The sequence below is a fragment of the Conyzicola sp. genome, assembly GCF_057073975.1.
In genome coordinates this window covers 17,933-32,964 of sequence record NZ_JBXMIS010000043.1, presented here as the reverse complement: position 1 = coordinate 32,964, position 15,032 = coordinate 17,933, and the positions used below count along the sequence as shown (strand labels likewise).

Below are 15,032 nucleotides of genomic sequence, written 5' to 3'. Positions count from 1 at the left end.
TGAAAGCTTAGCCGAACAATCACGCGGGTTTTACGCGAGCAGGCTCTCGAGTTCGGCGAACGACTCCCTGAGCCGAGTGGCGAGGTCTGGCCCGTTGCCGCTGTCGGCCCAGCACGCCCAGGCGTGGCGCATGGCGGCGAAGGCGACGAGGGTGATGAGGCGTGCGCGCGACTCGCGCTCTGGCCCGGCGGCGACGCCGTCGGCATCCAGTCGCCTCTCGATGATGGCCTGCAGGTCGCTCTCGAAGTGGCGCATGGTGCCCATGCGCATGGCGAACAGGCTCGGGTGCTGCTTGAGAAGGGTGCGGCGGGCGGTGAGCAGCTCGTGGTCTTCTGCGGCGAGCTCTGTGGCCTGGGCGAGGAAGGTGGCGATGCTGCGGAACAGCGGCTCCTTGCCAGCGGCAACGAACCGCGCGACCGCCTCGGCGTCGGGCAGCTGCGGCCCCTCGCCGACGAGCGCGGCCTCCTTCGACGGAAAGTAGTTGAAGAAGGTGCGGGGCGAGATGTCGGCGATGCGGCTGATGTCGTCGATCGTGACGCCGTCGACGCCGTTCTTCGTCGCGAGGTCTACGGCGGCGACCTGGATCGCACGGAAGGTGGCGAGTCGCTTGCGCTCGCGGAGGCCGGGCTCCGGAGTGTCGATCGTCATGGGATAATTATTGCACAGACTGCAAGTTTGTGCCGCGTCAGCACTCTGTCGCTCCCTCTGGCACCGTTCCGCGGATGAAGTAGTCGTCGACGACATCGTTCACGCAGTCGGAGCCCTTGTTGTATGCCGTGTGCCCCTCGCCGTCGAAGGTGACCAGGCGGCCGTTGGCGAGCTGCTGCGAGAGGGCGACACCCCATCCATACGGCGTCGCGGGGTCGCCCGTGGTCGAGATGACGAGCACGGGGTCTGCGCCCTCACCGGAGGCGGGGGCCGGCGCAGGGCCGGTCGTCGCGAACGGCCAGTTGGCGCAGAGCACATCGCCGAGGATGGACGGCCGGCTGAACGTCGGAGCCGCGGCGACCAGCGCAGCACTCTGCGCCGCCACCTCGGCAGCGTCAACGACCGGTGCGGAGTCGAGGCACTGCACCGCGATGAACGACTCGAACGAGTTGTCGACGTACTCGCCGCCCTCGCGGCCGTAGTAGAAGTCGGCGAGCAGGAACGCGGTCTCTGTGCCGCCAGCCTCGACCTCGGTGTACAGGTCGTTGAGGTACGGCCAGCTCTCCTCGCTGTAGAGCGCGGCCGAGGTCGCCAGGTCGAGCACGCCGCCGTCCATCAGCCGCCCGTCGGCCCCGGGGATCGGGTTCTCGTTGAGGCTGTCGTAGAGCGCGGCGATGCGTGGGGCATCGACATCGGCAACGCCGGTGAAGGGGCAGTTGTCGAGCTCTGGGCAGGCCGTGAGATAGGCATGCAGCGACTTCTCGAAGCCGGCGGTCTGGGTGACGAGCACCTCGGAGTCGCTCAGCGACGGGTCGAGGGCTCCGTCGAGAACGAGCCGGCCGACCTTCGCAGGGAAGAGGTCGATGTAGGTCGTCGCGATCTTCGATCCGTAGGAGTAGCCGAGGTAGTTGAGCGTCGTGTCGCCGACGATGGCGCGCAGCAGGTCGAGGTCGCGCGTCGTGCTGACCGTGTCGACGAAGCCGAGCGACGGGCCCGTGTTGTCGAGGCAGGCCTGGCCGAACTCGATCGAGGCCTGCGTGAGCTCTGCGACCCACTCCGGGGACTCCGGCTCGGATGCGGGCAGCCCGAACAGGAACTCGTCGAGCCCCGCGTCGTCGAGGCACGTGACGGGGGTGGAGCGGCCGACGCCGCGCGGATCCCACCCGATCACGTCGAAGTGGCGCTGCAGACCGGAGCTGACCGCGAAGTCGAGCGAGCTCGCGTCGTGCACGAAGTCGTAGCCGGAGCCGCCCGGCCCGCCCGGGTTGACGAAGAGGGAGCCACTCGCCGTGCCGAGGGCGACGTGCCTCGTGAGCGCGAGTTCGATGTCGGTCTCCGCGGACGGGTTCGCCCAGTCCATCGGGGCGACGGCCGTGGTGCACTGGGCGCCCTGGCCGCAGTCATCCCACGTGAGCACCTGGCTGTAGTAGCGCTCGAGCTCTGGCGCGACGCTCTCGCCGGTGGGCGTGGAGACCCGCGGCGACTCGTCGCGCAGCAGCAGGTCGAGCGGGTTGCAGGCGGTGAGGGTGATGGCGATGGCGGCGGCGACGGCAAGCGCGCCGGCCAGGCGAGTGTTGCTCATGCGCGCAAGCGTACCGTCAGCCCTGACCCTGAAGTTCTGAGCGTCTACTGAGCTCTGTGCCTGCAATCAGCACCGTGGGTCGACGGTCGGCACGGTGCCCTCGAGCAGGTAGGCGTCGACGACGGCGTCGATGCAGCTCGACCCCTTGTTGTATGCCGTGTGGCCCTCGCCGTCGTACGTCACGAGGTGCCCGTTCTCCAGCTGGTCGGCGAGGCGCTGCGCCCACACATAGGGTGTGGCGGGGTCGTTGGTCGTGCCGATCACGAGGATGTCGTCAGAGCCAGCGGCAGCGATCGGACCCCGCTCCCCCGTCGGCGGGTACGGCCACTTCGCGCAGATCGCGCCGCCGTACGCCAGCTGGGGGCCGAGCACGGGAGCCTCGTCGGCGAGCTGCTGCGCCTCGCTGTGCATCTCGGCCAGGTCGCCGCTCGCCGGGTAGTCGAGGCAGTTGATCGAGAGGAAGGCCTCTGTGGAGTTGTTGGAGTAGTCGCCATCCGCCTGGCGCCCGTAGTAGCCGTCGGCCACCTCGAAGGCGTACTCCGCCGAGCCAGACATGACCTCCTCGAATACCGCGGTCAGCGCGCTCCAGCTCGAGCGCGAGTAGAGCGGGTAGATGATCGCGATGGTCATGGTCGCGCTGCCGAGCTCCCGGCCGTCGGTGTTGCGCAGCGGGCTCGCGTCGAGCCGGTCGAGAAGGGTGCGGATCGTCGTCATGCCCTCGCTCACCGAGCCGCGGAAGGGGCATCCACCCGCCGAGATGCAGTCGGCGAGGTAGGAGCGAAGGGCGCTCTCGAATCCCTGTGCCTGCGTGAGGGAGACCTCGAAGGATGTCGTCGACGGGTCGATCGCGCCGTCGAGCACGAGGCGGCCGGTCTTGTTGGGGTAGAGCTCTGCGTACGTCGCGCCGAGCAGGGTTCCGTAGGAGTACCCGAGGTAGTTGAGCGTGGTGTCACCGAGCAGGGCGCGCAGCAGGTCGAGGTCGCGGGCCGCGCTCACCGTGTCGATGTAGCCGAGCAGCTCACCGGTGTGCTCCTTGCAGTCGGCACCGAACTCGGCGTTCGCCTGCTCGTACGCGGCAATCCACTCGTCGCTGCCGTAGTCGCCCGGCAGCAGGTCGAAGAGGTACGCGTCGAAGCTCGCCGGGTCGTCGTAGCACTGCACCGCCGTCGAGCGGCCGACACCGCGGGGGTCGAATCCGACGACGTCGAACTGCTGCTGCAGCTGCTCGCTCGTGGCGAAGTCCACGTTGTCGTGCACGAGGTCGTAGCCAGAGCCGCCCGGCCCGCCGGGGTTGACCAGGAGCGACCCGAGCGGGGTTCCCGAGGTAGCGACCTGGCGGGAGAGGGCCAGCTCGATCGTGTCTCGCTGCGGGTCGCTCCAGTCGAGCGGCGCCTCGGCGGTCGAGCACTGCAGGCCAGACCCGCAGCCCTCCCAGTGCAGCTCCTGGGAGTAGAAGGACTCGAGGTCGGCGGCGACGGTCTCGCCGGTCGGGGTGGAGGTCGACCGCACCTCCGGCGGAAGGAAGGCATCGAAGCACCCGGAAAGCGGCAGCACGATCGCCACCATGACGACGACCGCGAGCGCCCGCCTCACGCGCGCACGCCCCGAGCCGGCACCGCGGCGCTGCGGATGGCGGTGACGAGCATCGCCTCGAGGGCGAGCGCCGGCGTCACGTTGCCGGCGATGCGCTTGCGGGCGGTGGCGATGGCATCCATCGTCGCGAGGGTCTGCGGCGCGGTCGCCTCGGTCGCGGCGCGCTCGAGGTCTGGGCGAATCGCCTCGTTGATCGCCTCGCCCTCGACCCCCAGCTGCAGCAGCAGCACGTCGCGGTACAGCGAGAGCAGGTCGACGAGGATGCGGTCGATACCGTCGCGCAGGCTGCGGGTCGCGCGGCGCTTCTGGTCTTCCTCGAGGTTCTTGAGCTGCGCGCGCAGGGCCGGCGGTATGGTGCCGCCCGGCTCGATGCCGAGGCTGCGCAGCGCGCCCTCGCGCTCCTCTGCGTCGCGCTCCTCTGTGATGGCCTTCGCGTCGTCGGTGGCGAGCTGCAGCAGCGTCGCCGCGCTGAGCACGGCACCGCTGACCGAGCGAATCGAGAGAGCGAGCTGGATGGTGCGCTCGCGACGCTCACGGGCGTCGGCGTTCGTGGCGAGACGGTGGGCCATGCCGATGTGGGACTGGGCCTCGCGCGCGGCGCGCGTTGCGACATCCAGCGCGACACCGTCGCGGCGGTGGATGAGCTCTGCCACGTCGGCGACCGACGGCACGCGCAGCTGCACCGTGCGAACGCGCGAGCGGATGGTCGGGATGAGGTCGGCCTCGCTCGGCGCGCACAGCACCCACACGGTGCGGGGCGGCGGCTCCTCTAGCGCCTTGAGCAGCACGTTGGACGTGCGCTCTGTCATGCGGTCGGCGTCTTCGATGATGACGACCCGGTAGCGGCCGACCGACGGCGAGAACTGGCTCGTGCTGACGAGCTGGCGCACCTCGTCGATCGAGATGATGACGCGGTCGGTGCTGAGCACGGCGAGGTCGGGATGCGTGCGCGCCTCGACCTGCCGCCGCACCGCCTCGTCGCCCTCGGCGTTGTTCGACAGCAGTGCCGTCGCGAAGGCGAAGGCGAGGTTGCTGCGCCCAGAGCCGGGAGGGCCGGTGATGAGCCACGAGTGCGTCATCGCCGCGTCGTTGGCCCCGAGCGTGGATGCCGCTGCCGCCGCAGAGAATATGGCGGTCGCCTCGGACTGCCCCGTCATCTCATCCCACAGCCCCATGGTCGAAATCCTATTCGAGGAGGGCTGACACCCGGTTGCGGATCTCGGTCTCGAGGTCGTCACGATCGCGGGTGGCGTCGAGCACGAGGAACCGCGCCGGCTCGGCCGCGGCAAGGGCGAGGTAGCCTTCGCGAACGCGGTGGTGGAACTCGCTCTTCTCCTCCTCGAGGCGGTCGTAGGCGCCACCGGCGATGCGCGCTCGGCCCACCGCCGGGTCGAGGTCGAGCAGGATGGTCAGGTCGGGGGTGAGCCCCTCGGTCGCCCACACGGAGATGCCACGCACCTCGTCGGCGTCGAGCACGCGGCCGGCGCCCTGGTAGGCGACGGACGAGTCGATGAAGCGGTCTTGCACCACGATGCTGCCAGCCTCGAGGGCCGGTCGCACCTTCGTCGCGATGTTGTGCGCCCGATCGGCCGCATAGAGCAGTGCCTCTGCCCGCGGGGCGATGTGGCCCCGGCGGTGCAGCACGATCTGCCGCAGCTCGAGACCGAGCTCTGTGCCGCCCGGCTCACGGGACTCGACGACCGTGTGGCCCGCCGCCGTGAGGAACGCCACGAGTCGCGCGAGCTGGGTCGTCTTGCCCGAGCCGTCGCCGCCCTCGAGCGTGATGAAGAGGCCTGGCACGCTACTCCTTCTTGGCCGTGGCCTTTGCAGCCGTAGCCTTCGCAGCTGCCGGCTTCTTGGCTGCAGGCTTCTTCGCGGCCGGCTTCTTCGCAGCTGTCTTCTTCACGACCGGCCCCTTTGCCCGCTTGTCGGCGAGCAACTGCACGGCGCGGTCGTAGTCGATGTCCTCGATCTGCTCTCCCCGCGGGATGGTGGCGTTGGTGATGCCGTCGGTCACATAGGCGCCGAAGCGGCCGTCCTTGATCTTGATCGGCTTGCCGCTCTCCGGGTCGTCGGCGAACTCGGCGAGCGCGCTCGACGCCGCGCGGTTGCCGTACTTCGGCTGCGCATAGAGCTCGACGGCACCGGGCACGTCGATCGTGAAGATCAGGTCTTCGCTCGGCAGCGACCGGGTGTCCGTTCCCTTCTTGAGGTACGGCCCATAGCGGCCGTTCTGGGCCGTGATCTCGGCCCCCGTCTCTGGGTCGGCACCGACGACGCGCGGCAGGTTGAGCAGCGCGAGGGCCGTGTCGAGGTCGACCGTCGCGAGGTTCATGGTCTTGAAGATGGATGCCGTGCGCGCCTTGGGGGCAACGACCTTCTTCGGCTTCTTCTCCTTGAGCTCTCCGGTCTTCTTATCGAGCACGAACTCCGGCTCTGCCGGTGGGGCCTCTGGCTCCAGCTCGGTGATGTACGGGCCGAAGCGACCGTCTTTCGCGACGATCTCCTTGCCGTTCTCCGGGTTGATGCCGATGACCCGGTCGACGACGATGGGGGCGTCGATGAGCTCGCGCGCCTTCTCCGGTGTCAGCTCGTCTGGCGCGAGGTCCTGCGGCACGTTGATGCGGCGCGGAACCTCTGGGTCGTCGCTCGGCGCCTCGAGGTATGGACCGTACTTGCCGATGCGCAGCGTGACGTCGTCGGCGATGCGGATGGAGTTGATCTCCTTTGCATCGATCTCGCCGAGGTTGTCGATGACGGTGCGAAGGCCGCGGTGCTTCTCGTTGCCGAAGTAGAAGCCGGTGAGCCACTCGACGCGGTCGGCCTCTCCCCCGGCGATGCGGTCGAGGTCGTCCTCCATCGACGCGGTGAAGTCGTACTGCACGAGGTCGCTGAAGTACTCCTCGAGCAGGCGCACCACCGAGAACGCGATCCAGTTGGGCACGAGGGCCTGGCCGCGGGGCGTGACGTAGCCGCGGTCGATGATGGTCGAGATGATCGCCGCGTAGGTCGAGGGGCGGCCGATGCCGAGCTCTTCCAGTGCCTTGACGAGGCTCGCCTCCGTGTAGCGCGGCGGCGGCGTGGTGTCGTGGCCCTTGGCGTCGACCTCGAGCGCGGCAAGCGCCTGGCCCTCGGTCAGCTGCGGCAGCTTGGCCTCGGTCGGCTCTGCCGCAGCGTCGCGCTCCTCGTCCTGGCTCTCCTCGTAGGCATGCAGGAACCCGCGGAACGTGATGACCGTGCCGCTCGCCGAGAACTCGGCGCTGCGCACCTCGCCCGCGGCCTCGGTCGGGATGGCGAGGCCGCTGGCCTCGATCGTGACGGTCGCGGTCGACCCGCGGGCATCCGCCATCTGGCTGGCGACGGTGCGCTTCCAGATGAGGTCGTAGAGCTTGAAGTCGTTGCCGCGCAGCACCGACTCGAGCTCGCTCGGCGTGCGGAAGGTCTCGCCCGACGGGCGGATTGCCTCGTGGGCCTCCTGCGCGCTCTTGTTCTTGCCGGTGTACAGGCGCGGCTTCTCTGGCACGGTGTCGGCGCCATACAGCGACGCGGCCTGCGATCGCGCGGCCGTGATCGCCTGCTGCGACAGGTTCGGCGAGTCCGTTCGCATGTAGGTGATGTAGCCGTTCTCGTACAGCCCCTGCGCCACGCTCATGGTCTGGCGGGCGCTGAAGCGCAGCTTGCGGCCGGCCTCCTGCTGCAGGGTCGACGTCGTGAACGGCGCTGCGGGGCGGCGGGTGTACGGCTTCGACTCGAGGCTCGTGACGGCGACCCCGCCGATGGAATCGCGGATGGCGCTGGCGATGGCCTCGGCCGCCGCCTCATCCAGCGCGATGGCCTCGGACTTCAGCACGCCCTTGTCGGTGAAGTCGCGGCCGGCGGCGATGCGGGTGCCGTTGACGCGAACAAGCTTGGCGTCGAACGAGTCCTTGACGCTGTCTTTCGACGGCGCGAGGGTGGCCGTGAGATCCCAGTAGCTCGCGCTGCGGAAGGCGAGGCGCTCGCGCTCTCGATCGACGACGAGTCGCGTCGCGGCCGACTGCACGCGGCCAGCAGACAGGCCGGGGCCGACCTTGCGCCATAGCACCGGCGAGACCTCGAAGCCGTAGAGGCGGTCGAGGATGCGGCGGGTCTCCTGCGCGTCGACGAGCGCGGTGTCGAGCTCGCGCGGGTTGTTCTTGGCGGCCTCGATCGCGTCTTTGGTGATCTCGTGGAAGACCATGCGCTTGACCGGCACCTTGGGGTTGAGCACCTGGAGGAGGTGCCACGCGATGGCCTCGCCCTCGCGGTCCTCATCAGTTGCGAGGTAGAGCTCGTCGGCATCCTTGAGCGCGCGCTTGAGGTCGGCGACCGTCTTCTTCTTCGCGTCGGAGACCACGTAGTACGGCTCGAAGCCGTTCTCGACGTCGACGGAGAACTTGCCGAGCGAGCCCTTCTTGAGCTCCGGCGGGAGGTTTTTCGGCTCGATGAGGTCTCGGATGTGCCCGACCGACGCCAGAACGTCGTAGCCATCCCCCAGGTACTGCCCGATCGTCTTCGCCTTGGCAGGCGACTCGACGATGACCAGTTTCTTCGTGCCAGGCACGGTTCTCCTTATATACACAAGCGCGGATGGCCAAAGTACCCCCGCGAGCGACACCATACACACACGTACCGGGTCGCTGCCTAATCGTTGCGTCAGGGAGCAGGGCCGGCGGTGGCCCTCGCCGTGATCGGAATGCCGAGCACAGACCGCTCCACGGAGACGGTCGCGACATAGCCGTCCACCTCGCAGGCGGTGAGGGTGACGCCGTTGGCGGCAGCGACCTCGCCCGCCACATCACAGGGAAAACCCCCGGTCACCCCGACCCGCACGTCGGCCGCCGCGAGCGCGGCAGCATCCGCTGCACCGGCAACCGCCGACCTCGCTGCCAGCACCGCATATAGAGGTATCGCCGTCGCAGCAAGCATGACGAGAGCGCCGATGATGCCGATCGCGAGAACGCTGCCTGCACCGCTGTCTCTCACCGCCCTCCCGCCAGAGCACAGCTCTCTGCGCTGAGCTGCAGCGGCAGGAGCGGGGCGATGGACGCGGCGGTGAGCCGGGCGCACAGCAGCGCGCCGTCCACACGGGTCGCAATCACGGCGCTGCCGACTGCTGGTGCGGGGTCGCCGCGCGCGAGGGAGCGCGCGGTGGCCGCCGCGGCATCCTGCAGTCGCACCTGCTGGCCAGCGAGCTGCAGCCCGGCGAGGCAGCAGGCGAGAACGAGCAGCACGGCCGGCACGACCGCGGCGAACTCGGCGGTCACCGACCCGTTATCCCCCGAACGACAGCGCATTGCGCACGAGGTCTTCGAGGATGCCGCGCACCTCGTCGCTGCGCATGATCACCACGAGCAGGCCGGCGAAGCCGACCGCTGCCATCGTCGCGATCGCGTACTCGGCGGTCGCGCTGCCCTCGTCGTCGTTCCATCGCTTCATGCTTCACTCCTGTCTCGAGTGGCACGAGCGGGTCAAGTCTGCGGGGCAGCCGTCGCAGTCCCGCACCTTGACCCACGATCCGTGTGCGATTCGCCTATCCGTAACCCTGTGGATGAGCGGCGTACACCGCGAACTGTCGCAAACTGCTTTCTGAAGTCGCTCACAGACTCAACGGGAGCAGGTTCCGACACTTCATGAGAACAGCCCCGAACTGCGAACTCTGAGGCTGACCGGCTGGCTGTGGACAAACCAGATTTTCATCGGAAACGCCGTCAGCTTGCCAGCGGCGAAACGTAGGCGCCCACGCGGATGTTGCTCCATCCGCCGAGCGCGTGCTTCAGATGCTCGTAGATATCCGAGTCGAAGAGGATGCCCGCGGTCGGCAGTCCCGCGTAGCCACCGACGGCCTCAAGCTCCTCGTCTGTCGCTACATGAACCGCGTGGTTGTATCGGTCCCATAGGGGTGCTTCATTGGAGATGAACCAGAAATACCCGAAGCGATTTGGGACGGAATCGATCAGCACACGGATCGGCGCGGTTCCGGATTCAGAAATGTACTTAGGCGGAGCGTTGTCGAGCATGTCGGAGATCTCCTCCAACACGCTCCGGAGCAGCCAAACAGCATAGAGCGCGGCAAGGAGTACTGAGACGCGAGTATAGGCCGCATCCATCCCGACGGCAGTGCGCCCGTTGTGGAAATTCGCCTTCTCGTGCAGGTCGCGGGCTGCATCGTGAGTGGGATGCAAATACTGCCCGAGGAAGGTGTAGTGCGCCTCTATGCGAAGGATCTCCGCCTCTGTCGCCAGCTCGTTGCTGCCTAGGCATGTGACCAGCCCACCCCACGAGAGGTAGTGCTGATAGTGGAACTTCGCCTCCTCTTGATGGCGCAGCTTTGAGGCACGCAGATCCTTCGATTCCGGCCAGCCCCTGGGGGTGTGGCTCATGTATTTGTCGTCGTCGAGGCGCATTGTCCCTGGCCGGAAGTTCCTAAAATGGAAATAGTGGATCGACACCACGTCATCATCGTTTTCTTCGCCGCTGCGAAGCCCCTTGTAGACCCACATGAGTTGTTTTTTGCCTCGCGGGTAGCGCTGCACTGAGACACAGTGAGTTGCTTCTCCGTTAGCGTGCAGGGTCGCCAATTGCGTGCGAGCTTCCAGAAGTGCATCCCTCCATTCCTTCGGCGTTCGCTGCTTGAGTGCCTCGATCTCGAAGTATCGGCTACCCCGACATTGGAGCCGCAAGAGCAGAACATGCTCAAGCAGAGAGCGGCAAAGCCCGAGCGCATCCGAGACGCGGTCATTGCGCGCGAGCAGCACCACCGAGGAAGCGGTCTCTACTCTGAAGTTGGCGAATTCAAGGAGGTCATCGTAGAGCGTGTTGTGGACGTCGCCCACCTTGCGCCGGTCGGCCAGACCGAGATAGGCCTCGATCATTGAATCAGCGGTGGCGAAGGCGGCTTCAATCTCTGCGTCTATCGGGGTCAGCTCGGACATGCTCTGACGGTAGCCCTACCCGCCGACGAGGTGGTATTGATCTCTGGGTGAGCAGACAAGATCCCAGTACAGTTTCTGCAAGTTCGTGACCAAGACGATCCCACACAAGTCATCGAGGTCGACGCTCAGAACCCGGCGACTGTTGAGGACACGATGGCGATCACCATCGGCGCCACCGTGAGCACCATGAACGCCGGCAGCACGCACAGCCCCAGCGGAAGCATGAGCTTCACGGCGAGCACAGCGGCGGCGGACTGCGCGGCAGCGCGCGCCTCGCGGCGCGCATCGTCGGCCTCGGCAAGCAGCAGAGCCCGAGCGGGCACCCCGGCCCGCACCGAGAGGGAGAGGATCCCGTCGGCGGCTCCACCCAGCGGCGGAAGACCGCACTCCCGCAGCGCGGCGGCCACCGAGGAGACGGCACGATCGAGCGAACCGCCGCCAGAGACCGCGATCGCGAGCAGCTCGAGCGGGAGGCCCGGCAGCACATCCGCCGGCTGCGCGCGGCGCACGAGCCGGCGATTCCAGCGGGCGCCGACGACGAGCAGCACCGTGCCGAGCACGAGGCAGGCAATGCCGGGCGCGGTGGTCAGCAGGGTGCCGAGCGTGTTGAAGCCGAGCAGCATCCCGAACACGACTCCGACCGCGGGCAGGGCCATGACGAGCCTCGATGTTGCCACTGGCCCCGCGAGCGCGACCTCGGTGTCGCGCTGGGCGTCGGCAAGGGAGCGCAGCCCGGCCGCGAACTGGGCGAGGGATGGCGCGAGCGGCGCCCCTGCACCCGTCGCCACCCGCCACGCCGCCGCGATTCCGCGCCACGCAGGATGCCCGTCAGAGAGCAGCGAGTGCACCACATCCTCCCCGACCGGAGGATGCGACCCGGCCTCGAGGTAGCCCCACGCGGATGCCGGCGCGACGCCCGCCGCGAGCAGCACCGACAACCGCTGCGCGACCCGTGCAATCGGTTCGAGGCTGCTCACGCGACCACCAGTCGCCCGTCGGAGCCGATGGCCAGTCGCCCGATCGCCTCGATCGAGCGAACCCGGTCGACCCGCCTGAGGTGCACGACGGCCCCGATGGCGCTGACCGCCTGTCGCGCGATCGCCCGGTCGCTCATGCCCGCGAGGGCGCCGAGAGCCTCGAGCCTGGCCGGCACATCGGCGAGCGAGTTGGCGTGCAGCGTGCCAGCCCCTCCGTCGTGGCCGGTGTTGAGCGCGGAGAGCAGCTCCCGCACCTCCGCCCCGCGCACCTCGCCGAGCACGAGACGGTCGGGACGCATGCGAAGGGCCTCCCGCAGCAGGCGGGCGAGAGAGACCTCGCCGACGCCCTCGAGGTTCGGCTGCCGCGCCTCGAGCGAGACGAAGTGCGGGTGCTCGACGCGCAGCTCTGCGACATCCTCGATGGCAACGATGCGCTCGGTCGGGTCGGCAACCGACAGGAGCGCCGCGAGCAGGGTCGTCTTGCCGCTGCCGCCGGCACCGGTGATGAGCAGGTTGGCGCGGGAGGCGACGAGTGAGAGCAGGCGCGGGTCTCTCACCGTGATGCGGGTGCGGGAGGGGATGCGGATCGACACGAGGGTTCCCTGCGGCGAGATCGGTGGCAGCACGACATGCACCCGAACGCCGTCGAACAGTCGAACGTCAACGCACGGGGAGGCCTCGTCTACGTGGCGGCCCCCGAGCGACACGAGTCGCACCGCGAGCTCGCGGAGCGACGACTCGTCGAGGTCGACCGGCTCGCGAACGAGACCGGCCCCGCGATCGACCCACACCTCGCCCGCGCCGTTGGCGAAGACATCCGTGACCCCGCCGTCGCCAACCAGAAACGCGAGTGCTCCGAAAGCCTCAACGGATCGGAAGGGCACGAGAGCCCCGCCAGAGACGGAGGCGACGAATGCGGAACTCGAGGATGTCACCCGCGCACGATACAAAACCAGCCTGTTGCCAAGAACCTGAGTTAGCAAAGACGTGATTAAACAGAGGGGCGGCGTCCATTGGGGGGAACGGACGCCGCCACAGCGACACATGGTTGGGGGGAACCGTGGTTGCGTCGCCAGTCAAACTGAATTTGACGGTTCGAGTGTACCCCAGTGGGTCCTCCGCGCAACGGACTTTTGCCCACCGAAACCTTGGAATTTGCCGGTGCAGTCTAGGATCGAGTCACTACTGCACGCGCCGCGGCAATCCCTGGCAACGTCCGCGCAATAGACACAAGGATGATGATGTCCAAGAACTCCATCGACAGCCTCTTTCACGAGACCAGGAGCTTCCCGCCCAGCGCGGAGTTCGCGGCCGCGAGCGTCGCCGATCCGGCGATGTACGAGGCAGGCAAGGCCGACTCCGCCGCGTTCTGGGGTGATCAGGCGCGCGAGCTCGTGCACTGGCACACGCCGTTCACCGAGACCCTCGACTGGAGCGGCGCACCCGTCGCGCGCTGGTTCGCCGACGGCACGCTCAATGTCGCGTACAACTGCCTCGACCGCCATGTGCTGGCCGGCAACGGCGACCGCGTCGCCATCCACTGGGAGGGCGAGCCCGGTGACAGCCGCACCCTCACCTACGCAGAGCTGACGACCGAGGTGAAGAAAGCGGCAAACGCGATTGCCGCCCTCGGCATCCAGAAGGGCGACCACGTCGCCATCTACATGCCGGTGGTTCCGGAAGCCGTCATCGCGATGCTCGCCGTCGCGCGACTCGGCGCCGTGCACTCGGTCGTCTTCGGCGGCTTCAGCTCCGAGTCGCTGCGCACCCGCATCGACGACGCGGATGCCAAGCTCGTCATCACCGCCGACGGCGGCTACCGCAAGGGCAAGGTCTTCCCGCTCAAGGCGGCGGTCGACGGCTCACTCGAGGGCTGGGAGTCGCCCGTCGAGCACGTGCTCGTGGTCAAGCGCGGCGGTAACGACGTCGACTGGACGGAGGGTCGCGACCTCTGGTGGCACGACGTCGTCGATGCCGCGAGCCCGGAGCACGAGGCCGAGGCCTTCGAGGCAGAGAACCCGCTGTTCATCCTCTACACCTCTGGCACGACCGGCAAGCCGAAGGGAATCCTGCACACGAGCGGCGGCTACCTCACCCAGGTCGCCTTCACCCACAGGAACGTCTTCGACCTCCACCCCGAGACCGATGTCTACTGGTGCACCGCCGACGTGGGCTGGATCACCGGCCACAGCTACGTGGTCTACGGTCCCCTCGCAAACGGGGCGACGCAGGTGCTCTACGAGGGAACCCCTGACACCCCGCACCCCGGCCGGTGGTGGGAGATCATCGAGAAGTACAGGGTGTCGATCTTCTACACGGCGCCGACCGCCATCCGGTCGTTCATGAAGATCGGCCGACAGGAGCCGGAGCGGTTCGACCTCACCTCGCTTCGCGTGCTCGGCAGCGTCGGGGAGCCGATCAACCCGGAGGCGTGGATCTGGTACCGCGACGTCATCGGCGGGGGGAAGACCCCGGTGGTCGACACGTGGTGGCAGACCGAGACCGGCGCGATCATGATCTCTGCGCTGCCGGGCATCACCGCCCTCAAGCCGGGGGCGGCGCAGACGCCCCTGCCCGGCGTGCGCATCGACATCCTCGGCGAGGACGGCACCCGCGTCGACCCGCCGCAGGGCGGCCTGCTGGTGGTCAGCGACCCGTGGCCGTCGATGCTGCGCGGCATCTGGGGCGACATGGAGCGCTTCCGCGAGACCTACTGGAGCCGCTTCTCGAAGGACGGCGTCTGGAAGTACTTCGCCGGCGACGGCGCCCACGTCGACGAGGACGGCGACATCGTGCTGCTCGGCCGGGTCGACGACGTCATGAACGTGTCGGGCCACCGGCTGTCGACGCAGGAGATCGAGTCGGCGCTCGTCTCGCACCCGATCGTGGCGGAGGCCGCGGTTGTCGGCGCCGCCGACGAGCAGACGGGGCAGGCGGTCGTCGCGTTCGTCATCCTGCGCTCCAGTCAGGCAGAGGCGCAGACGGTGGATGAGGCCTCGGCCCTGCTGCGCACGCACGTCGGCGAGCAGATCGGCGCGATCGCGCGGCCGCGGCAGGTCTTCATCGTGGCCGAGCTGCCGAAGACCCGCTCCGGCAAGATCATGCGCCGCCTGCTGCAGGATGTCGCGGAGGGCCGCGAGATCGGCGACACCACCACGCTCGCCGACACCTCGGTCATGCAGATCATCACCGACAAGCTCAAGTAACCCCTCGCAGCTCCAGCTCCCGGCTCCGGGCCCTCGCTATAACTGGGTCCCTGAGGCCGCAGCTGGAGCTGTG

13 protein-coding genes are annotated in these 15,032 nt (G+C 68.1%); 1 reads left to right on the top strand and 12 read right to left on the bottom strand.

Annotated features, from left to right (window positions below; all coding sequences use genetic code 11):
* Nucleotides 1-30: 30 nt before the first annotated feature.
* The 12 genes from AC14A7_RS03985 to AC14A7_RS03930 all read right to left on the bottom strand — a co-directional run bounded on the left by AC14A7_RS03985 (nt 31) and on the right by AC14A7_RS03930 (nt 12,688).
* Nucleotides 31-648, bottom strand: coding sequence for a TetR family transcriptional regulator (locus tag AC14A7_RS03985; RefSeq protein ID WP_484006592.1), 618 nt, complete (start codon nt 646-648; stop codon nt 31-33).
* Between the two features lie 37 nt (nt 649-685).
* On the bottom strand, nt 686-2,230 hold the full coding sequence (locus AC14A7_RS03980) for an alpha/beta hydrolase (RefSeq protein WP_484006591.1): 1,545 nt from the start codon (nt 2,228-2,230) through the stop codon (nt 686-688).
* Between the two features lie 66 nt (nt 2,231-2,296).
* The gene (locus AC14A7_RS03975; RefSeq protein ID WP_484006593.1) at nt 2,297-3,796 is read right to left on the bottom strand and encodes an alpha/beta hydrolase; all 1,500 of its coding nucleotides are present in this window, start codon (nt 3,794-3,796) and stop codon (nt 2,297-2,299) included.
* A 23-nt stretch (nt 3,797-3,819) separates the two neighbouring features.
* Nucleotides 3,820-4,998 carry a DNA polymerase III subunit delta' gene (locus tag AC14A7_RS03970; protein WP_484006590.1) on the bottom strand — a complete coding sequence of 393 codons (1,179 nt, stop codon included), beginning with the start codon at nt 4,996-4,998 and terminating at the stop codon, nt 3,820-3,822.
* Nucleotides 4,999-5,008: 10 nt separating this feature from the next.
* The gene (tmk, locus tag AC14A7_RS03965) at nt 5,009-5,623 is read right to left on the bottom strand and encodes a dTMP kinase (protein WP_484006589.1); all 615 of its coding nucleotides are present in this window, start codon (nt 5,621-5,623) and stop codon (nt 5,009-5,011) included.
* Between the two features lies 1 nt (nt 5,624).
* Entirely contained in the window at nt 5,625-8,405 is a 2,781-nt protein-coding gene (topA, locus tag AC14A7_RS03960) for a type I DNA topoisomerase (RefSeq protein ID WP_484006588.1), read from the bottom strand.
* A gap of 92 nt (nt 8,406-8,497) precedes the next feature.
* Nucleotides 8,498-8,827, bottom strand: coding sequence for an Rv3654c family TadE-like protein (locus AC14A7_RS03955; protein ID WP_484006587.1), 330 nt, complete (start codon nt 8,825-8,827; stop codon nt 8,498-8,500).
* Nucleotides 8,824-9,108 (bottom strand): TadE family type IV pilus minor pilin, encoded by a 285-nt coding sequence (locus tag AC14A7_RS03950; RefSeq protein ID WP_484006586.1) that lies wholly within the window; start codon nt 9,106-9,108, stop codon nt 8,824-8,826. The genes AC14A7_RS03955 and AC14A7_RS03950 overlap by 4 nt, the downstream gene beginning before the upstream one ends.
* A 7-nt stretch (nt 9,109-9,115) precedes the next feature.
* Entirely contained in the window at nt 9,116-9,280 is a 165-nt protein-coding gene (locus tag AC14A7_RS03945; protein ID WP_484006585.1) for a DUF4244 domain-containing protein, read from the bottom strand.
* Between the two features lie 272 nt (nt 9,281-9,552).
* Nucleotides 9,553-10,776, bottom strand: a complete 1,224-nt coding sequence (locus tag AC14A7_RS03940) for a hypothetical protein (protein WP_484006584.1) — start codon at nt 10,774-10,776, stop codon at nt 9,553-9,555.
* Between the two features lie 125 nt (nt 10,777-10,901).
* On the bottom strand, nt 10,902-11,753 hold the full coding sequence (locus AC14A7_RS03935) for a type II secretion system F family protein (protein WP_484006583.1): 852 nt from the start codon (nt 11,751-11,753) through the stop codon (nt 10,902-10,904).
* A complete protein-coding gene (locus AC14A7_RS03930; protein ID WP_484006582.1) occupies nt 11,750-12,688 on the bottom strand; it encodes a TadA family conjugal transfer-associated ATPase in 939 nt (312 codons plus the stop codon). Before AC14A7_RS03930 ends, AC14A7_RS03935 begins: the two co-directional genes overlap by 4 nt.
* A gap of 306 nt (nt 12,689-12,994) precedes the next feature.
* On the opposite strand from AC14A7_RS03930, the gene acs reads away from it, so the two are divergent.
* Nucleotides 12,995-14,959, top strand: coding sequence for an acetate--CoA ligase (gene acs, locus AC14A7_RS03925; protein WP_484006581.1), 1,965 nt, complete (start codon nt 12,995-12,997; stop codon nt 14,957-14,959).
* Nucleotides 14,960-15,032: the final 73 nt, after the last annotated feature.